Raw genomic sequence first — 20,886 nt, forward strand, 5'->3', positions numbered from 1 at the left:
GTGCTTCCGCAACTGTCCGGGCAAGCCCATAGAGTGGCGGTCGGCTCCCGGTGAATCAAGGCACGTGAATGGAATGGCGCGGCCCGTCGGATACAGTCTCCCTTCTTCCTCCCAGTTGGCTTGCCCTTGTGCGGCGGGTTTCTGACGCGTTCCGTACGTGTGCATCGTCGACGGGGTGAAACACAGCGGTCCGTCGTTTAATATCAATCACTAACCGTGCATTTCTAAGGTCTGGTCAAAGGTGGCGAAACAGGTCCCGGAACGTGGCAAGAACCCCAGCGCCGGCAATGCCGCGCGCAAGCCGGCCGCCGCGGCGGACAAGCCGCGGCGACACAAGTTATGGCGTGACCTTGCGCTGATCGCGATTGCCCCGGCGCTGCTGTATCTGCTGGCAAGCCTGTTCACGTATTCCCCCGCGGACCCGGGCTGGTCGCAGTCCGGCTCGGTGGTCGCACCCGTGCACAACATGGGCGGCAGGGTCGGCGCGTACATCGCCGACGTGATGCGCCAGCTGTTCGGCTACGTGGCCTACCTGATCCCGCTGATGCTGGCGGCGGTGGCGTGGATCGCCATGTTCGGCCTGAACCGCGAGGAGCGCGGCCAGGACGACCTGGGCCCGGCGCTGCGGTTGGTCGGCATCGTCGGCTTCCTGATCGGCGCGACCGGCTTCCTGTACCTGCGCCTGCCGCCGGGGGATGTCGCCCGTGCCGGCGGTGGCCTGGGCGTGCTGGTCGGCAAGTCGCTGCAGACCGGCTTTGGCCCGGTTGGCAGCAACCTGTTCCTGCTGGTGCTGCTGCTGACCTCGATCACGCTGGCGACCGGGCTGTCCTGGTTCGTGGTGATGGAGAAGATCGGCAAGTGGGTGATGGCGCTGGGGCCGATGTTCGAGAAGAAGAAGGAACAGGCCAACGAGTGGCAACAGACCCGTGCGCTGCGCGAGGAACGCGAGGAAGTGCGCAAGGTCGACGCCGAAGTGCGCGCCAAGCGCGAGCCGGTGAAGATCGAACCGCGCCCGGCGCCGGTCATCGAGAAGAGCGACCGCGCCAAGCGCGAGACCCAGATCCCGATGTTCCAGGGCGTCAATGGCGATGGTTCGGACCTGCCGCCGCTGGCGCTGCTGGATGACCCCAAGCCGCAGCCCAAGGGCTACGACGAGCAGACGCTGGAAACGCTGTCGCGCCAGATCGAGTTCAAGCTCAAGGACTTCCGCATCGACGCGCAGGTGGTGGGCGCCTATCCGGGCCCGGTGATCACCCGCTTCGAGATCGAGCCGGCACCGGGCATCAAGGTCAGCCAGATCAGCTCGCTGGACAAGGACATCGCCCGCGGCCTGTCGGTCAAGTCGGTGCGCGTGGTCGACGTGATCCCGGGCAAGTCGGTGATCGGCCTGGAAATCCCCAACGTCACCCGCGAGATGATCTTCCTGTCCGAGCTGCTGCGCTCGAAGGAATACGACAAGTCCGCCAGCGTGCTGACCCTGGCGCTGGGCAAGGACATCGCCGGCCGCCCGACCGTGGCCGACCTGGCACGCATGCCGCACCTGCTGGTGGCCGGTACCACCGGTTCGGGCAAGTCGGTGGCGGTCAACGCGATGGTGCTGAGCCTGCTGTACAAGGCCAGCCCGAAAGACCTGCGCATGCTGATGATCGACCCGAAGATGCTCGAACTGAGCGTCTACCAGGGCATCCCGCACCTGCTCGCGCCGGTGGTGACCGACATGAAGGAGGCCGCCAACGGCCTGCGTTGGTGCGTGGCCGAGATGGAGCGCCGCTACAAGTTGATGAGCGCGGTGGGCGTGCGCAACCTGGCCGGCTTCAACAAGAAGATCAAGGACGCCATCGACGCCGGCCAGCCGTTGATGGACCCGTTGTTCCAGCCAAACCCGGAAATGGGCGAGGCCCCGCGTCCGCTGGAGCCGCTGCCGTTCATCGTCATCTTCATCGACGAATTCGCCGACATGATGATGATCGTCGGCAAGAAGGTCGAAGAACTGATCGCGCGCCTGGCGCAGAAGGCGCGTGCGGCCGGTATCCACCTGATCCTGGCCACGCAGCGCCCGTCGGTGGACGTGATCACCGGCTTGATCAAGGCCAACATCCCGACCCGCATCGCCTTCCAGGTCAGTTCGAAGATCGACTCGCGCACCATCCTGGACCAGTCCGGCGCCGAGGCCCTGCTGGGCAACGGCGACATGCTGTACCTGCCGCCGGGCACCGCCATGCCGGACCGCGTGCACGGTGCCTTCGTCTCCGACGAGGAAGTGCATCGCGTGGTCGAGCACCTCAAGGCCAGCGGTCCGGCCGAGTACATCGAGGGCGTGCTGGACGAGGTGCAGACCATGGGCGACGGCGTGGTGGTCGGCGCCACCGGCCTGCCGGAAAGCAGCGCCGCCGGCGACGAGTCCGACCCGTTGTACGACGAGGCGTTGCGGATCGTCACCGAAACCCGTCGTGCGTCGATTTCCGGCGTGCAGCGGCGCCTGAAGATCGGCTACAACCGTGCCGCGCGCCTGATCGAGGCGCTGGAAGCCGCCGGCGTGGTCACCCCGCCGGAGCACAATGGCGACCGTACCGTGCTGGCACCGCCGCCGCCGAAGTAAGCCGGCGGGGCAGGGCAGGCCGCCAGCGGGCGGCCTGCATGCCGGCGTGTCAATCGCCGGCGGTGAAATCCATCGACTTGAACAGGGCCGCCAGGGCCTGACCGTCCTCGCTGCTGTGCGGGGACCGCGTGGACAGCCAGTGCACGTAGGCCACCGAGCGGTCATCGTTGCCCGCCACCAGGATCAGCTGGCCGGTGGTGCCATTGCGGATCATCGAGGCAGGGCGCTTGCTGGCTTCGGTTTCGGCCAGTGCCAGTTCGCCATGGGGCAGGGCCTGGGTTTGAGCGTGCTTCAGCGTGAACACGACGCTGGCATCGGGGGCGGCAGGCAGCAGCTGCGGCGGGCTGTCCGGATCCACTACCAGGCCGCGTTCCCGGGCCGCCTCACGCAGCGGCACCTGTTTGACCTCAAGCACGTAGTCGGCGAGTTCACGCCAGCCTTCGACCTGTCCCACCGTCGCGTGGGTCGGCTTGCCGGCGCGGGCGAAAGCGATGATGCACAGGGTGCCGGCCTCGCGTTCGGCGTCGGTGATCTCCAGCTGGCGCAGTCCGGTCGGGGTTTGGAACGATACTCCGCAGTCCGGTCGATCAACACGGGTGGCGGCGGCATGGCAGGCCAATGTGGTCAGCAACAGGCCGCCGCACAGCAGGAGGGTTCCCACGCGTTGGATCATTTCAGGTCTCCGGGATTTCCTTGTACTCGGCATGCACCTGGGTGGCGTCATTGAGCACGTAGTACGCATGCTGGAAGCCCTGCTGGCGGAAATCAAAGTGCAGCTGGGCCGGATTGATTGATCGGGTGACGTTGCGCTGCGCGGTCTCGGCGATGCCGCCATCAGCCCAGGAGTTGATGCTCAGCTTGCCCAGAGGAACAAGCTTCTTCTGCTTGTTCTCGGTGTAGCGCTGCTTGCTGGCCCAATAGTAGCCCGAGCCGTCACAGGTGTTGAAGGGATCGCTCTGCAGCAGCGGACTGTTCTGGTCATCGGTGAATGTCAGCCCGCGGTAAGCACCATATTGCCGGTAGTTGTTCCGACCGGTCAGCTGGATGAGGCCGCGTCCCTTGAATCGCACACCGTCCCCCACCTCGGTGTTGCCCAGCTTGCGGCCTTGGTCCGTGCCCGGTTCATACTTGTCGAAATAGGAGTCGCCCCCCCCTTCGACCATGAATTCCAAGCGGCCCGTTTCGGCGGTCAGCTGCCCCCACAGGTGCGCGGTACGCACACGCGTGGCTGCGATGCCGTACTTGCGGGCCATCTTCTGCATGTTGACGTGTAAACCAGCGGGGCGGCGGGTAGAGGCGGTTGTGAGGCGTGCGGTGACGTCGGCCCAGCTCACGGCCACGACTTCCCTGCCGCCTTCGCGCAGAGTCTGGCGGATCATCCGCGTGGCTTCTCGCTGGCTGAGCCACCCACACTTGCGGAAGTGCTGGATGAAGCGCTTGGGATGGAAGTGCCAATGCGCCGCGTTCAGGTTGGGAATGGCGGCATCCTCCCAGAACGCCAACGCTTCGACATGACGTTGGAATTGCGGGAAGTCCGAGGCGGACAGGTAGGTGCTCGCCCCCATCGTCGGTGCGCTGCCGCGTGCAGATCCAGGACCCTCGATCTTCAGCCATCCCCAGCGCGTTTCTATCCCGCTGCGTTGCCATTCAGTCGGGAACTTGCATACCAAGCCCTGCAGCTTGGGCTGCAATGCGGCATCACGCAGACGCTGCTCGGCCTGTTCGGCGGTCGGCGCAGGTTCGCCTTCGCGCTCAAGCAGGCGCCGTACCGCAGCCGCATCGCAACGGCTGTCGTTGTCCTGGAAGTCTTCCACGATGGCCCAATGTGCCCATCGCGGTGCATCGGCGTCGCTGAACTTGTGCACATTGGCGGCGTTGAGATTCACCCAGCCCGTAGTGGAGCCCGTGGAGATCTGGCGCCAATGCGGCGTGTCGGCCGGAGTGAGGGTGTCCGGACCGCCCAGGGTGCGGCCAAAGCGCAGCAGCTCGTAGACCGCAGCCCTGTTCGGCACCGCCGCTGCGCGGGCGTTTGAGTACGCGGTAACCGTGGCACCTGCGGTGTCATACAGGTTGTACTCGGCGTCAACTTCGGCCAGTTGGGTGCCGATGCGGGCGCCGTCCAGGTCGTAGGTCGTTACCTGTGCGTCGCCCCCATAGGCGCTCTGCGCATTGGCAGGAGCGCTGTAGCGGATGCCGACCACGCGTTCGGCCCCCAACGCCGCGCCCGTACCTGCGGTGCCACTGGTGGCATTGAGCGCCGGCCGGCTCGGGAAGACCGGGGTATCCGCCGGCAGGTGGAAGTAGACCTCGCCGAACACGGCGTCGGTGCGGCCGTGATTGGCGACGTTGACGTCGCCGGATGCCCGTCCCAGCAGGCGAGCCAGGTTGGCGTCGTCGCAGATGATCTCAAAATGGATGAGATCAGCCTGGCCGTCGATCGAACCGGCATCGCCAATCTCCACCTTGCGGTAGATGCGTCGGCCAACCACGACGTTGGCGGTGCGGATGCGGGTCAGGTGCATGTAGATCGAATAGAACTGGACCTGGGTTTCCTGGTTGCCCGTGGCGCCAATGGCGGTGTCATGGCGGATGACGACGCAACCGTTGTCGGACCACCCCAGATATCCCTGCGCATGAGCATCCACTTCGGCCGGGGTGCCGGGGCGTGCGGTCGCTGCCCGGACATACACCACGGTGCCATCGGCAATGGCACGGACCGGCTCACGGCCGTTGCCGCGCGCGGGAGCGCGCAGGTGCAAGCCACCATGCCAGGAGAGCTTGTTGCTGACCGGATAGTGCCCGTGTTCCACGGTCGACATCGCGGCATCTAGAAAGCGGGCGTCGTCGTCGGTGTCGGCGCGGGCTGGAAGAAACGGGGGACTGATGATCATGGGCATTCCTTTGCACGACGGTCCGGACCTGCAATGACACGGAGAACGTCGTTGTGATCGTGTAGTTCAGCAAGGCAGATGACGCGGTACTGACCGACTGGCCAAGCACCGGCGCAGAACATACCCCGGATAGTGTGGTCAGTGCTTTCACATTTCGTTGACATCCGCTGATCGCCCGCGCTCGGCGCACGCGGGAAGGCGCATAATTGCGCTATCACCCCATTCAGAATCGGGCGGGCAGACTGCGCCCTGGTTCATCACTTCCGGTGCAGACTCCCCGCATGAACACGAATTTCCGCCGCCATGTCATCACCACCGCGCTGCTGCTCGCCGGCGCTGCCAGCACCTCGGCCTGGGCCGGGGCACGTGACGACCTGAGGTCCTTCACCAACGGCCTGCGCGGCCTGGACGGGCAGTTTGCCCAGCAGGTGTTCGACTCGCGCGGCCGGGTCAAGGAGTCGTCCAGCGGCCGCGTCGCACTGTCGGCGCCGCGCCTGTTCCGTTGGGAATACACCCGTCCGCACCCGCAGCTGATCATCGCCGACGGCAGCAAGGTGTGGGTCTACGAGCCGGACCTGGAGCAGGCCACGGTGACCCCGCAGGGGGCCGAGGAACAGAACAGCCCGCTGGTCGCGCTGATCAACCCGGCCCAGCTCGAGCGCCAGTACGACGTCAGCGAAGAAGCCGCGCCGCGCGATGGCATGCAATGGCTGTCGCTGACGCCCAAGCGCGAAACCGAGACCAACTTCCAGTCCGCCTCGCTGGGCTTCGCCAATGGCGGGCTGGCACGCATGGAGGTGGTGGACGCGGTCGGCCAGCGCACGGTCATCAATTTCACCGACTGGAAGAAGAATCCGGGCTTTGCCGCCGGTACCTTCCGCTTCGTGCCGGGCAAGGACGTGGACGTGGTCGGCGAGCGCTGAGCACCACGTCGGGCCGCGAGCCCGGGTTGCGCCCGCGTTAGAATGCGGGCGTGGCCAGATCCAGAAACATCTTCATAGACGACGCCCCCGCCGACCTGCTGAGCGCGGACCGCGAAAGCATGCGCCCGCTCGCAGAGCGCATGCGTCCGCGCGCGCTTGACGAGATGGTGGGGCAGAAACGCCTGCTGGCGCCGAACACGGCGCTGCGCCGCGCGGTGGAGTCCGGCCGCGTCCATTCGATGATCCTGTGGGGGCCACCCGGCTGCGGCAAGACCACCCTGGCACTGCTGCTGGCGCAGTATGCCGACGCCGAGTTCAAGGCGATCTCGGCCGTGCTGTCCGGCTTGCCGGAGGTGCGCCAGGTGCTGGCAGAGGCCGCCCAGCGTTTCGCCGGCGGCCGTCGCACGGTGCTGTTCGTCGACGAGGTGCATCGCTTCAACAAGGCCCAGCAGGATGCGTTCCTGCCGCATATCGAGCGCGGCACCATCATTTTCGTCGGTGCCACCACCGAGAACCCGTCCTTCGAACTTAACTCGGCGTTGCTGTCGCGCTGCCGCGTGCACGTGCTGGAGTCGGTATCGCCGGAGGACGTGGTGGAGGCGCTGGAGCGGGCGTTGGGTGACAGCGAGCGCGGGTTGGGCGAACAGGCCATCCGCGTCACGCGCGAGTCGCTGCTGGAAATCGCCCGCGCCGCCGACGGTGACGTGCGTCGCGCCCTGACCCTGCTGGAGATCGCCGCCGAACTGGCCAGCGGCGAAGAGGGCGAGATCACCCCGGAAACCCTGCTGCAGGTGCTGGCCGACCGCACCCGCCGCTTCGACAAGGGCGGCGAGCAGTTCTACGACCAGATATCGGCCCTGCACAAGTCGGTGCGCAGCTCCAACCCGGACGGCGCCATCTACTGGCTGGCGCGCATGCTCGACGGCGGTTGCGACCCGTCCTATATCCTGCGCCGGATGACCATCATGGCAGTGGAGGACGTTGGCCTGGCCGACCCACGGGCACTGGAGATGGCGATCAATGTCTGGAGCGCCTACGACCGGATCGGGCCACCGGAAGGCGACATCGCGCTGTCCAACCTGGCCATCTACCTGGCCAGCACCGCCAAGTCGAACGCCAGCTACATGGCTTTGAACAAGGCCCGTGCCGACATCGCCGAACTGGGCACGCAACCGGTGCCCCTGCACCTGCGCAACGCACCGACGCGCTTGATGAAGACCTTGGGCTACGGCCAGGGCTACCAGTACGACCACGACGTCGAAGGCGGCATCGCGCTGGACCAGACCGCCTTCCCGGACGAGATGGGCGAACGCGTCTATTACGCCCCGGCCGAACGTGGCCTGGAGATCAAGCTGAAGGAAAAGCTGGACCGGCTGCGCGCGGCGCGCGAGCAGGCCCGTGCCCAGCGCAAGCCAGGCGCCGATCGATGAGCGGTGCGGTAGCCGGGCATGCAGGGGAGGACTAGGCGGATGTGGCTTTCTTTCCTGGCCATCGGCCTCGGGGCGGCCATCGGGGCGTGGCTGCGGTTCGGCCTGAGCGTGTGGTTGAACCCGATGCACCAGAACCTGCCGATGGGCACGCTGGCGGCCAACCTGATCGGCGGCTACGTCATCGGGCTGGCGCTGGCGTTCTTCAGCTCGCGGCCTGAACTGGCGCCGGCGTGGCGGCTGTTCGTGGTCACCGGGATGTTGGGCGGCCTGACCACCTTCTCCACGTTCTCCGCCGAAGTGGTGGACCAGCTGCAGCGCGGACACCTGGGCTGGGCGCTGGCGACCATCGGCCTGCACCTGGGCGGCTCGCTGTCGATGACCGCGCTGGGCTGGTGGTCGTGGCGGGCCCTGCGCAACCTGACTTGAGGCCGCTTTCCAAACCGGGAAAGCATGACGCATCATTCCGCATCGATTGCCAGAGCATCTGAATGACATGCTGTACAAGCAGGAACAGGAATGAGCAGGCCTGAGGTAGAGCCCGCCGAACGGCACCCCGCGGAATCATCCGCGTTTCCCCCGACTTCTTCCTGTGTCATCGGTGCCGATGTAGGCGGGACCTATGCCCGCCTGGCCTGGGCCGAACTCCGCCCGGGGATGCCGCCGCGGATCCGCGACTTCCGCAAGTACACCTGCGCCGAACATCCCAGCCTGGCCGCGATCCTGCGTGACTACCTGCAGCAGGTGCGGCAGTCGCCCGACGCGCCGGCGCTGGACCACGCGGTGGTGGCGATCGCCGGCATCGTCGATGGCGATGCCCTGCTCAACGTCAACCTGCCGTGGCCAGTCTCGATCGCGCAGACGCGCCAGGACGCGGGGCTGGCCAGCCTTGAACTGATCAATGACTTCGTCGCGGTGGCGCAGGCGATGCCGCCCGCCGAGCGCGACAGCCTGCACCTGGTGTGCGGCGACGCCAGCGCCGACGCGCGCGGGCCGGCACTGGTGCTGGGCCCGGGTACGGGACTCGGCGTTGCCGTGCGCCTGGTCGGCGGATGGCCCTCGGTGCTGGCGAGCGAGGGCGGCCACGCGGCGCTTGCCGCCGCCACACCGCTTGAGCAGGACGTGCTGCGCCTGTTGTCGCAGCGCTATGCCTACGTGGACAGCGAGCGCGTGCTGTCCGGGCCCGGCCTGATGACGCTATATGACTGCCTGTGCGAACTGCGTGGGCAGCCGGTGCGCTGGCAGGCCCCCGATGCACTGGTCCAGGCCAGCCGCAACGGTGATGCCCTGGCCGCCGAATGCGTGGACACCTTCTGTGGCTGGCTGGGCAGCCTTGCCGGCGACCTGGCCCTGACCTTTGCCGCGCGTTCGGTCTACCTGACCGGTGGCGTGGCTGGCCACCTGGCCGCGGAACTGCATGGTGGCACGTTCGAACGTCGCTTCCGTGCCAAGGGAGGGCTGTCGCCCGCGCTCGCGCATACGCCGGTATGGCGCGTGGAGCACGGTGAACTGGGCGTGCTGGGAGCGCTGGCCTGGCACGCCGAGCAGCACGCGCGCATCTGAGATCCGCAACAACGAGGGAGTTCCGGGCATGAGTACACGCAGGCAGTTCCTGCAGACATCACTGCTGTTGGGGGCCGCCGGTGCGGCACCGGGGTTGCTGGCCAATGCGCCCGCCGCGACCGGTGCACGGGTGGTATCGACCTGGGATTTCGGCGTGGGTGCCAACCAGGCGGCGTGGAAGGTGCTGGCCGCTGGTGGCAGCGCGCTGGACGCCGTGGAAGCCGGGGCACGCTGGGCCGAGAGCGACCTGTGCAACCCCACGGTCGGGCGGTGCGGCAACCCCGACCGCGATGGCGTGCTGACCCTGGACGCCAGCATCATGAACGGTGATGGCCGCTGTGGTTCGGTGGCCGCGCTGGCCGATATCGGCCACCCGATCTCGGTCGCCCGCGCGGTGATGGAGAAGACGCCGCACGTGATGCTGGTGGGCGAGGGCGCGCAGCAGTTCGCCGTGCAGCAGGGTTTCCCGAAGCAGAACCTGCTCACTGCCGAGGCCGAACGGGCGTGGCGCGAGTGGCTCAAGACCGAACACTACGCCCCGCAGATCAACGCCGAGCGCCGCGGCCTGCCCGGTGACAAGAACAACCACGACACGCTGGGCATGCTGGCCATCGATGCCAACGGACAGATGGCCGGTGCCTGCACCACCAGTGGCATGGCCTTCAAGATGCACGGCCGGGTCGGCGACAGCCCGATCATCGGTGCAGGGTTGTATGTCGACAATGAAGTCGGTGCAGCAACCGCCTCGGGCATGGGCGAGGAGATGATCCGCAACGCGGCCTCGTTCCTGGTGGTGGAGCTGATGCGCCAGGGGTTGTCGCCGGCCGAGGCGTGCCGTGAAGCGATCGCGCGCGTGGTGCGCAAGCGCCCGGAGGCCAGCCGCACCCTGCAGGTCTGCTTCCTGGCGCTCAACCGCAATGGTGAAGTCGGTGCCTACGCGCTGCACCGCGGCTTCGTCTACGCGGTCTGCGACGCCAAGCGCCAGGATGCACTACTGGATTCGGACGCGGTCTACACGAGCACGCAGGCGTGAACCCATTGCGCCTGCTGGAGATCGCCTGCAATTCGGCCGCCTCGGCGCTGGCGGCGCAGCAGGGCGGGGCGGACCGCGTCGAACTGTTCGAGAACCTGGAACAGGGCGGTACCACGCCGTCGTACGGCACACTCGCCGTCGCGCGCGACCGCCTGCAGATTCCGCTCTACGTGCTGGTACGCCCACGGCCGGGGGATTTCCATTACGGGCCGCTGGAAGCGGAGATCATGCTGCGTGACATCGCCGCGTGCCGCCAGCTTGGTTGCGATGGTGTCGTGATCGGTGCGCTGGACGCCGATGGCGGCATCGACCTGCCGCTGTGCCGGGAGCTGGTCAATGCTGCCGGACCGATGGGGGTCACGTTCCATCGTGCCTTCGACGCGGCGCGTGACTTGCCCGCCGCCCTGGAGCAGGTGGTCGGCCTGGGCTGCGAGCGTGTGCTCAGTTCCGGCGGACAAGCCGGTGCGCCGGCCGGCGTGACCATGCTGGCGGCGTTGGTGCGCCAGGCCGGTACGCGGCTGTCGGTCATGGCGGGTGCCGGCCTGACCGCTGCGAACATCGGTGCGGTCGCGCGCGAAAGCGGGTGCCGGGAACTGCACGCGTCGGCCAAGGCCGTGCGACGCTCGGCGATGCACCATCACAACCCGGCGCTGGTCGGTTTGGAGCGCGACTGGCTGCAGAGCGACGCGAGGCAGGTAGCGGCACTGCGGCAGGCGTTGTCGTCGCTGGATTGAGACAGGGCGCGGGGGATCTACGCGCCTGAGCCGTAGCCGCCGCTGCCATGCAGGGCACCGGCGACGATGACCTCCAGGGCAGCGTCCATCACGCCGGACCATCGGTGTCCACGCCGGGTGCGGCGATCCCGTGGACATGCTGCCAGTTGCGAGGAGCCAACGCCGCCTCAGTGAGGGCGCGCGGCGCTTCCACGCCGCGCTGGACCGGCCAGACGAATCCGCTATCGATGCATGCGGATTTCGTCCTGCTGTTTCGGCGCGGCCGGGAGTAAAAAGTGCTGAACCCTGGACCTGGTGAAGCGCCATGAACGTGTACGTGCGGCTGCCAGCTGCGCTTGCTGACGATGCGGCCGGATCGGCATGATGCTGTGTTGGCAGACCCGCGTGCGTCGCAACGCGATGAAGCAGGGCGGCCCGTTGCTGCTGGTCCCCGCGCTGGCCGGTTGCCATGCCGAGGGCAGCCCGAGCCTGGCGATCTTCGGCGCCTACTTCCCCGGCTGGCTGGTGTTGGCCGCCACGGCCATCGTGCTGGGCGTGCTGGCCAGGGCGCTGGTCCTGCGTGCACTCGGGCCGGGGCGCGTGCCGTTTCCGTTGTGGACGTTCGCGGCCATCGGGTTGATTGCAGCGTGCCTGCTCGCATGGGCGGTGGGGCCCTGATGCGCGCCGCCGAAGCCATCGGTCCCTCCCCGTGGACACGTCGCGTCGCGCTGCTGTTGATCGTGGTGGCGCTCGTGCTGCTGCTTGGGCTGTTGTATCGCGCGTACCGCCTTCCTTCCACCGACGCGGCAACCCTCGATGCCGAGGTGGTGCACATCGCACCGGAGGTCGGTGGGCGCCTGGTCGAGTTGCGCGTGCAGGAGAACAGCACGGTGGTGCGCGACGAGGTGCTGTTCCGGATCGACGCGGCCCCGTTCGTTCATGCCGTTGGCGCCGCCCGCGCCGAACTGGCACTGGCCGAAGCCAATCTGGCGACCCAGCAGCGCGTGGTCGCCAGCCAAGGCGCCACCGCCGCGATTGCCGCGGTGCCGGCCCGCAAGGCGCAGACCGGCACCGGCCTGGCGCGGCGCACGGTGGAACGGCTGCGCCCGTTGGCACGCGATGGGTACGTGCCGTGGCAGCAACTCGATCAGGCAGAACTGACCGCCAGCGACGCGCAGCGGACGCTGGAGCAGGCGCGCCGGCAGCAGACCTCGCTGCAACAGGCGGTGGATACCACCGCCGCCGCGCAGGCGGCCGTGGAGGCGCGGCGCGCCGCCCTGGCCGAGGCCGAGCGGGCGTTGCGGCTGACCACCGTACGTGCGCCGCACGCCGGACACGTGGCCGGCCTGGACGTGACGACTGGCGAAGTGCTTGCGCCCTCGCAACCCGTGTTCACCCTGATCACCAACGAGCAGTGGTTTGCCAACGGCAATTTTCGTGAGACCGAGCTGCAGCGCATCCCGCTGGGCGCATGTGCGACGGTGTACTCCATGATCGACCGGTCACGCCCGTTGCGGGGCAGGGTGGTCGGGATCGGCGCGGGGGTGCTGGACAGCGCCAAGGTGGATGTTCCGCGCAATGTGCCGTACGTGGAACGCTCCCTGAACTGGGTGCGGGTCGCCCAGCGCTTCCCGGTGCGGGTAGCGCTGCAGGACCCACCGGCGGGGCTGATGCGGCTGGGAGCCAGCACCGTCATCGAGATCGGCCATGGCAATGCCTGCCGCTGAACCGGCGCGCGGTCGCTTCCTGCCGCGACTGCGCGACATCGTCTCGCCCCGGCCCGGCCGTGCCGCATTCGCCGTGCGCATCGCGCTGATCTGTACGTTGACCGTGCTGGTCGCCGAGATCAATGGCATCCCGGAGATCGCGCTGGCCGCCTATATCGTGTTCTTCATGAACACTGTGGACCGCACCCGCAGTGTGCTGGCCGCGACGCTGTTCCTATTGCTGACCAACGTACTGATCGGCACGTTGATCCTGGTCGCCGGGCAGGTGCTGGATTGGCCGCCATTGCGGCTGCTGGCGATGGCCGGGTTCTCGGTGGCGCTGCTGTTCCTGGCCTCGGCCAGCCGGCTCAAGCCGCTGGCACCGATCATCGCGATGATCCTGGTCTACGCCCTGGATGCCATCGGCCGCTTGCCCGGCGCGGAGCTGGCAACGCGTGCCTTGCTCTACGCCTGGTTGCTGATCGCACTGCCCAGTGCGGTGACCCTGGTGGTCAACCTGTTGATCGGGCCGGCGCCGGTGCCGCTGGCCCGGCAAGGGATGGCGACGGCGCTGCGCGACACCGCGAAACTGTTGCGCCAATCAAACCCCGACACCCGAGCCCGTCTGCAGGCTCAGCGTGGCCAGGGATCTGCGGCGGTGCTGGCGTTGCTGCATGTTGCCGGCCTGGGCAAGGAGGCCCCGGTTGGCACACTGGTGGCCTTGCGTGCGGCGGCCGGCACGACCGAGGCCCTGCTGATGCTGGGCCTGGCCATCGATGCAAGTGAGGGTGTTCCCGATGCCTGGAAACACGGCGCCGCCGAAAGGCTCGACGGGATGGCCGCGATCCTCGCTGCCGGCAGCCATCCCGTCGACATCACCGCGGTTGCCTTCGATACGCAGTGCGCCAACATGCCGGTGGCGCTGTTGCAGGACTTCAATGCCTTGCTCGTGCAGTTCGCGACCGATGCATCGGACGGCGCCAACGCACCACCCGCAGCATCGTCCGGCTTCCTCGCCGCCGATGCGTGGACCAACCCCGCGCATGTACGCCACGCCCTGAAGGTGACCGCCGCGGCGATGCTGTGCTACCTGTTCTATTCGGCCACGGAGTGGCAGGGCATCCATACCAGCCTGATCACCTGCTACATGGTCGCGTTGGGCAGCACCGCGGAAACCACCGAGAAACTGCTGCTGCGCATCACCGGCGCCGTGGCCGGTGCGATCGTCGGCCTGGCGTTGATCGTCTGGGTACTGCCCGGGCAGGATGACATCGGTGGGTTGCTGGCGCTGGTTGCCGGCGCGGCCTTCATCGGTGGCTGGATCGTCGCCAGTGGGCCGCGGGTCGGCTACATCGGCTTCCAGTTCAGTTTTGCCGTCTTCCTGTGCGTGATCCAGGGCGCCGCGCCCGCATTCGACCTGGCGGTGGCGCGCGATCGCATCGTCGGCATCCTGATCGGCAATGCGGTGGTCTACCTGATGTTCGCCCATGTCTGGCCGGTCAGCATCGCCGGCACCATTGATTCCGCCAGCGCGGCACTGCTGCGGCAGTTGGTGCGGCTGGCGCGGATGCCTGCCGACATCACGCTACTGAAAGCACTGGCCGCTGTGCGCGCGCAGGCGCAGGCCATTGCCCACCAGCTGGAGGTGGCGGGGCTTGAACCTCGCCGGTTGCGCAAACCGGCGGCATGGTTCACGCAACACCAGCAGGTGTTGCGCGAGGCCGCCGCAGCCGAACAGCACCTGCTGCTCGAACCGGCCGCTGCGGAGGCGTGCGTCCAACAGCTGCAGCAGTTGGCTGACGCGCTGGATCACTCGCCCTCCGGCGACGCCATCGATACGCCGGGAGCCGCGCGTCATGCGAATTGAGGCCTGCCTCCTGCCGTTGTTGCTGTCCGCGTGTGCCAGTACGGGGATCGACCGTGCACCGTTGCAACCGGATCGCCCGTGGGTGCCGCACACGGATGCGGACGGAGGCTTGTCGGTACGGCCGACCGACGCTGCCGTGCTGCAGCACGGCTTCACCTTGCCGGCCAATCCCTCGGTCGACCTGCCCGGGGGCGCAGCACCGGTGACCGGCAAGCGCTATGCATTGGCCGACTTGATCGATCTGGCCCAGGAATTGAACCCGGAGACCCGCATTGCCTGGAACCAAGCCCGCGATGCCGCCCTGGCCGCCGGCATTGCACGCAGTGCCTACCTGCCACGTCTCACCGCAAGCGTACTGGCCGGCGCGCAATCCAAGCATGGCGGCAGTGCCGCACTTGGGCAGTCGATCGACCCGCGCAATCGCGCCAATGGCTCGTTGGCGGTGCTCTCCCTGCAATGGCTGCTGTTCGATTTCGGCCAGCGCGAGGCGTTGGTGACGGTGGCCGACCAGCACACGGTGATTGCCAACATCCAGTTCACCCAGGCCCACCAGCGGCTGATCCATGCGGTGAGCCTGGCGTTCCTTCGTCATGCCACCGCCCGCACACGTATGGATGCGACGACGGCTTCGCAAGCCGATGCCAAGGGCCTGCTGGCCGCCGCACAGGCGCGCCTGCAGCATGGGCAGGGCACGGTGATGGACGTAGCGCAGGCACGGCAGCAGGTCGCGCAGGCCGCCTTGGCACAGGTCGCGGCGCAGGGGGAGCAGGAAGAGGCGTATCAGCAGTTGTTGGCCACCATCGGTATTTCGCCGTTGGCCACGCTGGAGATCGCCGATGCGCCAGCCCGTCCGGTGTCGCACGTGGACGAGGCGCTGCTTGATGACGTGGTGCGCAGCGCGCTGCAACGACGGCCGGACGTGTTGGCCGCCGTCGCGGCGCAGCAGGCGGCCAGTGCCGGCGTTCGTGCGGCCCGCGCCGACTTCCTGCCGCGGCTGTTCGTTTCGGCCTCCGGCTCGCGCCGCAATGGCGACATGGACATCTCCGCCGTGCCGTCGGTGGGCGAGCAGGCCCCGACGGTCAACCTCCTCTCCAGCCACCGTTGGAGCAGCAGCCTGCTGTTCGGCCTGAGCGTGCCGTTGTACAGCGGTGGTGAACGAAACGCGCGGCTCGCACAGGCACGCAACCGTGCGGCGATGGTGGCGAACAGCCTGGACCGGGTGAAGCTGGATGCCGTTGCCGAGATCGTTGCCGCCCACTCGCGGCTGCGTACACGGCTACAGGCGACAAACGCGGCGCAGGCGCTGCTGGAGGCATCACAACTGGCCCATGACGCCGCCAGCGCGGCCTACCAACGAGGCGTTGGCAGCCTGACCGACGTGCTTGCCGCGGACCGCGAGCTGCTGCAGGCCCGTATCTCCCTGGCCGATGCTGATGGCGCCGCTCGCGCGGCTTCGGTCGATCTTGCGCTGGCCTGCGGGAACCTGGGCACGGCACCGGGGCAGGGGGATTGAATGCCTATTCGTGACGCATCACGTTATTTGCCGCGATACGTCCCCGGGTGCCGGGCAGGACAAAGGCTCAGACCACCAGCGATAGCAGCAGGATGAAGCCCAGCCCGATCACCGACAGCAGGGTTTCCATCACGGTCCAGGTCTTGAACGTCTCGGTCACGCTCATGTTGAAGTACTGCTTGACCATCCAGAAACCGGCATCGTTGACGTGCGACAGGATCACCGAGCCCGCGCCGGTCGCCAGGACCAGCAGTTCCCGATTGACGCCGGGCATGCGTTCGATCACCGGCACCACGATGCCCGCACCGGTGATGGTGGCCACAGTCGCCGAACCGGTGGCGATGCGGATCAGGGCGGCCACCAGCCAGGCCAGCACGATCGGCGAGATCCGCGCCTGCACGGCCAGATGCCCGATTACGTCCCCCACGCCGCTGTTCACCAGCATCTGCTTGAAGCCGCCGCCGGCCCCGATGATCATCACGATGGCCGCGGTCGGGGCCAGGCTCTTCTCCAGCAGGCCGAGGATCCGCCGGGCGTCGCGCCCGCGGGCATGGCCGAAGGTGTAGAGCGACACCAGCAACGCCAGCAGCAGTGCAGTGATCGGGTGCCCGATCAGGTCCAGCCAAGCGCGCACAGCGTGACCATCGGGCAGCGCCACGTCGGCGCCGGTCTTGAGCAGCATCAGGGCCACTGGCAGCAGCACGGTGAGCAGGGTGACGCCGAAGCCGGGCAGGGAGCCCGCCGCCGATTCGCGGACGGCATGCACCAACAGGTCTTCCGACGCGTGGCCGGGGATGCGCTTGGCAATCCAGCTGCCATACAGCGGCCCGGCGATGGCCGCGGTGGGCAGCGCCACCAGCAAGCCGTAGAAGATGGTGGTGCCGATGTCGGCACCAAACACGCCGATGGCCATCAATGGGCCCGGGTGGGGCGGCACCAGCCCATGCACGGCCGATAGGCCGGCAAGCAGCGGGATGCCGACCTTGACCAACGCCACGCCGCTGCGACGGGCGACGATGAACACCAACGGGATCAGCAGGATGAAACCAATCTCGAAGAACAACGGGATGCCGACCAGGAAGGCGGCCAGCATCATTGCCCAGTGCACGCGTTGCTTGCCGAACGCGCGGATCAGGGTCTCGGCGATCTGATCGGCGCCGCCGGAATCGGCCATCATCTTGCCGAGCATGGTGCCCAGCGCCAGCACCACGCCGACGAAACCGAGCACCCCGCCAAAGCCCTCCTGGAAGGAACTGACGATGGTGGCCACCGGCATGCCCGCACTGAGCCCCAGGAACCCGGCGGCGATGATCAGGGCAACGAAGGGATGCAGCTTCAGCCGCGTGATCAGCAGGATCAGGCCGATGATGGTGACCACCGCATCCAACAACAGATAGGTCTCGTGCGACATACCGGGCATGCAAGTTCCAGGCGGCAAGGGCGCAGGAGGCGCCGGGGATGGGATAGCGCTATCTTTCGTGATCGACCGGACGTGCTGCGATCAACGGGAATGCCGTCGCCACCAGAGGTCGGCAGCCTCGGCGAGTTCGTCCACCGGGCGGGTGGCGTCCAGGCGGAGGGTCAGGGGTTCGTCCAGTGGCGGCTCGAGCGTTGCGAACTGGCTGTCGACCAGGCTCGCCGGCATGAAATGGCCCGGCCGGTGGGTCACGCGCTCGGCGGCAGCTTCGCGGCTCAGCTCCAGGAACACCACACCGAGCGCCGGTACCGCCAGGCGCAAACGGTCCCTATAACTCCGCTTCAGCGCCGAACAGGTCAGTACTGGCTTCAAACCGGCAGCAGCTGCCTGCCGCAGCTGGTCGGCCAGGGTGTCCAGCCATCCGGCGCGGTCCGCGTCGGTGAGCGGGATGCCGGCCCGCATCCTGGCGATGTTGGCGGGCGGGTGGAAAGCATCACCCTCGATGGCAAATGCACCGTCGCGCAGGCAAAGCGCACGGCTCACGCTGGACTTCCCACAGCCGGAAACGCCCATGATCAGCAGGGCATCGATGCCGGAATGACTGCCATCCTGTTTCGAGATAGCGCTGTCTTCTGAGATTGAAGCCATTGGCACCACGGGCATTGCTCCGGTTTCAAGTCACTTCAGGGAGGGCGTCAGCCGCTGGAAGGCCGAGCCGGGCAATAAGGACAGGTACCAACCACCCCGCTGCAATTGCCCGGCATTCAAGACAGCGCTACCTTAGACACAGTCTTTTCGCTTGGCAAACTGTCTGATGACGGCCGGGAACAGTGGCAGGAAACACCGCAGGACTTCCCGGGCCACCGGCCGCGTCACGCTGGACCAGGTAGCCCACCATGCCGGCGTCAGCCCGATCACCGCATCACGTGCACTACGCGGCGTGGCTTCGGTCGCGCCCGACCTGATCGACCGGGTACGTCAGGCAGCCGATGCACTCGGTTACGTGGCCAACCCGGCCGCCCGTGCCCTGGCCTCGCAGCAGAGCCAGAACGTCGTCGTGCTGGTGCCTTCGCTGGGCAACCAGTTGTTCATCGACATGCTGGAAGCCATCCACGCCGTCATGCAGCCGCACGGCCTGGAAGTGCTGATCGGCAACCATCACTACGACCGCGACGAAGAAGAGAAGCTGCTGCGCAACTACCTTTCCTACCAACCGCGCGGCCTGCTGCTCACCGGCTTCGATCGCACCGAATCCACCCGTCGCCTGGTCGAGGCCAGCGCTGTGCCCTGTGTCTACATGATGGATCTGGACCCGGGGGCCGGGCTGCATTGCGTGGGGTTTTCGCAGGTGAGGGCAGGGGAGACGGCGGCCCGGCACCTGTTGCAGCGCGGACGCAAGCGCCTGGCCTACGTGGGCGCGCAGTTGGACCAGCGCACCCTGCTGCGTGGCGAAGGCTACCGTCGCGCCCTGCAGCAGGCCGGTTGCTACGACCCTTCGCTGGAAGTGCTCACCCCGCGTTCCTCGTCGGTCGGGCTGGGCGGCGAGTTGTTCGGCCAACTGCTGGCCAATCATCCCGACGTGGACGCGATCTTCTTCGGCAACGACGACCTGGCGCAGGGCGCGTTGCTCGAGGCGCTGCGCAAGGGCATCCGCGTTCCGGAACAGGTCGCCGTACTGGGATTCAACGACCTGCCCAGTTCGGAGTTCATGGTTCCGCGGCTGTCCAGCATCCGCACGCCGCGCAAGGCCATCGGCAGGCATGCGGCCGAGCGGTTGCTCGACCTGATCCACGGCAGGATGGTTGACGCACCCATGCTGGATCTGGGATTCGAACTGATGGTGCGGGAAAGCAGCTGACCTGCCCGCGATTACTGATTGTATTGAGGACGCGTTGGCGTCCGCAAAGGGACGATTCCGCGATCAAGGCTTGGCACGATCAGGCTGGCCCAGCGATCATTTAAGTGACTCGTCACTTAAATTGATCCGTAGAGGGCGGTAATGATTGGTCGATGACGAGGAAGTTGGCCGGCAGCCAGCAGCTAGGCAATTAACGTGATTCGTCACTAAATTTCCAAATCAGCAGCGTTCGCCAGGCACGTTCTCCCAGCCGCCCGGGATCTTCCGGAACGGTATGCCATCGATGCAACGCCACGAAGCGCGCTCCCTGGCGTCCTGTTCGGCGCGTTGGCGCGCGTTCTGGACATCCTGTAGGTGTTCAACCGGATCGTCGGCTGAGACGTCAACGGGCAACGCCGGGATTGCCGGTGAAATCCGGGCGTTTCCAGCGCGCTCGAACCGCGCATTCCACGCAATCTGCGTATCGATGTGCTGCTTGATCCCGAAAGCAGCCAGCGCGAGCAGGACGGCGGCGATGAAAAGCAGCCACGGAAAGCTCCAACGCCGAGGCTTGAGCGGTGGCAGGCAATCCGGCCGTTGTCGTTCCATGAACCCACCTGGATTTCATCCTGGGCGGATTGTAAGGCGGAGCGGGGGGATTACCTCTCAAGCTGGCGAGCCATCTACGAAGGAACGAAGCTGGCCGCGATCGCCCTAAATGTGTCCATCTAGCAGCAGGCCCTGGAGCGGGGAAAACTCGGTTGCAGATGCACCATCTTGAGCAGGTGGCCCCGCAGCGAGACCAGTCTGGTCCACGGCAGCGGGATGTCATCTATGTGGAGGCGCCCTATGACGGACATCATGGAAAACTGGCACGCTCGATCATAGATGCCTGCTTGCCGGGAGGATTTCCGGTGCGCAGACCGTCTGCGCTATGCGAAGTCGCGCTGTCGCTAATCGCGTCTACTGGAGTTCGTCAGATTCTCATAGATGAAGCGGGGAATCTTCTCAACGCAGGGAGATCCACACAGCAGCAATCACTAGCCTTTATCAAGGCGATAACTAATCGTGGCGTCACTATTTCTATTGCCTCCACAATGAATCTGGTGAACGTCCTAGCTGCTGATGAGCAGCTCCAGTCTCGCTTTACTCGAGTTGAAATCCCGCAGTGGGCTGAGTCACAGTCATTTCGGTCCTTCCTCGCAAGCATTGAACTAGAGCTTGGGTTGCCTCAGGAATCAGGCCTGAGCGACCAAGCAATTGTTCGGTGGCTGGTTTCCCGAGGCTGCTGTACCACTTCGCGAGTTCTTGACGTTATATGTAACGCGAAGCGTATTGCCGAGGTAATCCCCCCGCTTTTAGCGGCTGCCAAAAGTGGAGCTATGCGGCCATCGCCA

17 protein-coding genes are annotated in these 20,886 nt (G+C 66.7%); 12 read left to right on the forward strand and 5 right to left on the reverse strand.

Going from position 1 to position 20,886, the window contains the following annotated elements; translation table 11 throughout:
• Positions 1 to 241: 241 nt before the first annotated feature.
• On the forward strand, positions 242 to 2,599 hold the full coding sequence (locus ATCM_RS06470; protein WP_132863529.1) for a DNA translocase FtsK: 2,358 nt from the start codon (positions 242 to 244) through the stop codon (positions 2,597 to 2,599).
• Between the two features lie 49 nt (positions 2,600 to 2,648).
• On the opposite strand, the gene ATCM_RS06475 is transcribed toward ATCM_RS06470, so the two are convergent.
• Positions 2,649 to 3,260 (reverse strand): hypothetical protein, encoded by a 612-nt coding sequence (locus ATCM_RS06475; protein ID WP_132863530.1) that lies wholly within the window; start codon positions 3,258 to 3,260, stop codon positions 2,649 to 2,651.
• A 13-nt stretch (positions 3,261 to 3,273) separates the two neighbouring features.
• Positions 3,274 to 5,490 (reverse strand): M23 family metallopeptidase, encoded by a 2,217-nt coding sequence (locus tag ATCM_RS06480; RefSeq protein WP_132863532.1) that lies wholly within the window; start codon positions 5,488 to 5,490, stop codon positions 3,274 to 3,276.
• Between the two features lie 281 nt (positions 5,491 to 5,771).
• Here ATCM_RS06480 and lolA point away from each other — a divergent pair, with 281 nt between their 5' ends.
• From lolA to ATCM_RS06530, 10 genes are all read left to right on the forward strand, one after another.
• Entirely contained in the window at positions 5,772 to 6,413 is a 642-nt protein-coding gene (lolA, locus tag ATCM_RS06485) for an outer membrane lipoprotein chaperone LolA (protein ID WP_132863534.1), read from the forward strand.
• A gap of 119 nt (positions 6,414 to 6,532) precedes the next feature.
• On the forward strand, positions 6,533 to 7,843 hold the full coding sequence (locus ATCM_RS06490; RefSeq protein ID WP_132866089.1) for a replication-associated recombination protein A: 1,311 nt from the start codon (positions 6,533 to 6,535) through the stop codon (positions 7,841 to 7,843).
• A gap of 39 nt (positions 7,844 to 7,882) precedes the next feature.
• On the forward strand, positions 7,883 to 8,269 hold the full coding sequence (crcB, locus tag ATCM_RS06495) for a fluoride efflux transporter CrcB (RefSeq protein ID WP_132863536.1): 387 nt from the start codon (positions 7,883 to 7,885) through the stop codon (positions 8,267 to 8,269).
• 90 nt (positions 8,270 to 8,359) lie between these two features.
• Positions 8,360 to 9,403, forward strand: coding sequence for a glucokinase (locus ATCM_RS06500; protein WP_132863538.1), 1,044 nt, complete (start codon positions 8,360 to 8,362; stop codon positions 9,401 to 9,403).
• Positions 9,404 to 9,431: 28 nt separating this feature from the next.
• Complete coding sequence (locus ATCM_RS06505) at positions 9,432 to 10,436, forward strand: N(4)-(beta-N-acetylglucosaminyl)-L-asparaginase (protein ID WP_132863540.1); 1,005 nt, start codon at positions 9,432 to 9,434, stop codon at positions 10,434 to 10,436.
• A complete protein-coding gene (locus ATCM_RS06510) occupies positions 10,433 to 11,170 on the forward strand; it encodes a copper homeostasis protein CutC (RefSeq protein ID WP_132863542.1) in 738 nt (245 codons plus the stop codon). The genes ATCM_RS06505 and ATCM_RS06510 overlap by 4 nt, the downstream gene beginning before the upstream one ends.
• Positions 11,171 to 11,533: 363 nt before the next feature.
• Positions 11,534 to 11,827: a hypothetical protein gene (locus ATCM_RS06515; protein WP_165931133.1), complete on the forward strand. Its 294-nt coding sequence runs from the start codon at positions 11,534 to 11,536 to the stop codon at positions 11,825 to 11,827.
• On the forward strand, positions 11,827 to 12,876 hold the full coding sequence (gene mdtN / locus ATCM_RS06520) for a multidrug transporter subunit MdtN (RefSeq protein WP_132863545.1): 1,050 nt from the start codon (positions 11,827 to 11,829) through the stop codon (positions 12,874 to 12,876). Before ATCM_RS06515 ends, mdtN begins: the two co-directional genes overlap by 1 nt.
• Positions 12,857 to 14,722: an FUSC family protein gene (locus tag ATCM_RS06525; protein ID WP_132863547.1), complete on the forward strand. Its 1,866-nt coding sequence runs from the start codon at positions 12,857 to 12,859 to the stop codon at positions 14,720 to 14,722. The genes mdtN and ATCM_RS06525 overlap by 20 nt, the downstream gene beginning before the upstream one ends.
• Before the next feature lie 109 nt (positions 14,723 to 14,831).
• Positions 14,832 to 16,235, forward strand: coding sequence for a TolC family protein (locus tag ATCM_RS06530; protein ID WP_165931134.1), 1,404 nt, complete (start codon positions 14,832 to 14,834; stop codon positions 16,233 to 16,235).
• Between the two features lie 67 nt (positions 16,236 to 16,302).
• On the opposite strand, the gene ATCM_RS06535 is transcribed toward ATCM_RS06530, so the two are convergent.
• The gene (locus tag ATCM_RS06535; protein ID WP_132863550.1) at positions 16,303 to 17,655 is read right to left on the reverse strand and encodes a GntP family permease; all 1,353 of its coding nucleotides are present in this window, start codon (positions 17,653 to 17,655) and stop codon (positions 16,303 to 16,305) included.
• A gap of 81 nt (positions 17,656 to 17,736) precedes the next feature.
• Positions 17,737 to 18,315, reverse strand: a complete 579-nt coding sequence (locus ATCM_RS06540; protein ID WP_243693967.1) for a gluconokinase — start codon at positions 18,313 to 18,315, stop codon at positions 17,737 to 17,739.
• A 151-nt stretch (positions 18,316 to 18,466) separates the two neighbouring features.
• On the opposite strand from ATCM_RS06540, the gene ATCM_RS06545 reads away from it, so the two are divergent.
• The gene (locus tag ATCM_RS06545; protein ID WP_132863552.1) at positions 18,467 to 19,510 is read left to right on the forward strand and encodes a LacI family DNA-binding transcriptional regulator; all 1,044 of its coding nucleotides are present in this window, start codon (positions 18,467 to 18,469) and stop codon (positions 19,508 to 19,510) included.
• A 219-nt stretch (positions 19,511 to 19,729) separates the two neighbouring features.
• On the opposite strand, the gene ATCM_RS06550 is transcribed toward ATCM_RS06545, so the two are convergent.
• The gene (locus ATCM_RS06550; protein ID WP_132863554.1) at positions 19,730 to 20,098 is read right to left on the reverse strand and encodes a hypothetical protein; all 369 of its coding nucleotides are present in this window, start codon (positions 20,096 to 20,098) and stop codon (positions 19,730 to 19,732) included.
• Between the last annotated feature and the right edge of the window lie 788 nt (positions 20,099 to 20,886).

This window comes from Stenotrophomonas sp. ATCM1_4 (assembly GCF_004348115.1).
Taxonomy (GTDB): Bacteria; Pseudomonadota; Gammaproteobacteria; order Xanthomonadales; family Xanthomonadaceae; genus Stenotrophomonas; species Stenotrophomonas capsici.

Coding starts and splice junctions, on each gene's coding strand:
- ATCM_RS06535 (WP_132863550.1), bottom strand. CDS start 17,655: ATGCCCGGTATGTCGCACGAGACCTATCTGTTGTTGGATGCGGTGGTC.
- ATCM_RS06490 (WP_132866089.1), top strand. CDS start 6,533: ATGCGCCCGCTCGCAGAGCGCATGCGTCCGCGCGCGCTTGACGAGATG.
- ATCM_RS06480 (WP_132863532.1), bottom strand. CDS start 5,490: ATGATCATCAGTCCCCCGTTTCTTCCAGCCCGCGCCGACACCGACGAC.
- ATCM_RS06540 (WP_243693967.1), bottom strand. CDS start 18,315: ATGCCCGTGGTGCCAATGGCTTCAATCTCAGAAGACAGCGCTATCTCG.
- ATCM_RS06550 (WP_132863554.1), bottom strand. CDS start 20,098: ATGGAACGACAACGGCCGGATTGCCTGCCACCGCTCAAGCCTCGGCGT.
- lolA (WP_132863534.1), top strand. CDS start 5,772: ATGAACACGAATTTCCGCCGCCATGTCATCACCACCGCGCTGCTGCTC.
- mdtN (WP_132863545.1), top strand. CDS start 11,827: ATGCGCGCCGCCGAAGCCATCGGTCCCTCCCCGTGGACACGTCGCGTC.
- ATCM_RS06515 (WP_165931133.1), top strand. CDS start 11,534: ATGCTGTGTTGGCAGACCCGCGTGCGTCGCAACGCGATGAAGCAGGGC.
- ATCM_RS06505 (WP_132863540.1), top strand. CDS start 9,432: ATGAGTACACGCAGGCAGTTCCTGCAGACATCACTGCTGTTGGGGGCC.
- ATCM_RS06500 (WP_132863538.1), top strand. CDS start 8,360: ATGAGCAGGCCTGAGGTAGAGCCCGCCGAACGGCACCCCGCGGAATCA.
- ATCM_RS06545 (WP_132863552.1), top strand. CDS start 18,467: ATGACGGCCGGGAACAGTGGCAGGAAACACCGCAGGACTTCCCGGGCC.
- crcB (WP_132863536.1), top strand. CDS start 7,883: ATGTGGCTTTCTTTCCTGGCCATCGGCCTCGGGGCGGCCATCGGGGCG.
- ATCM_RS06525 (WP_132863547.1), top strand. CDS start 12,857: ATGGCAATGCCTGCCGCTGAACCGGCGCGCGGTCGCTTCCTGCCGCGA.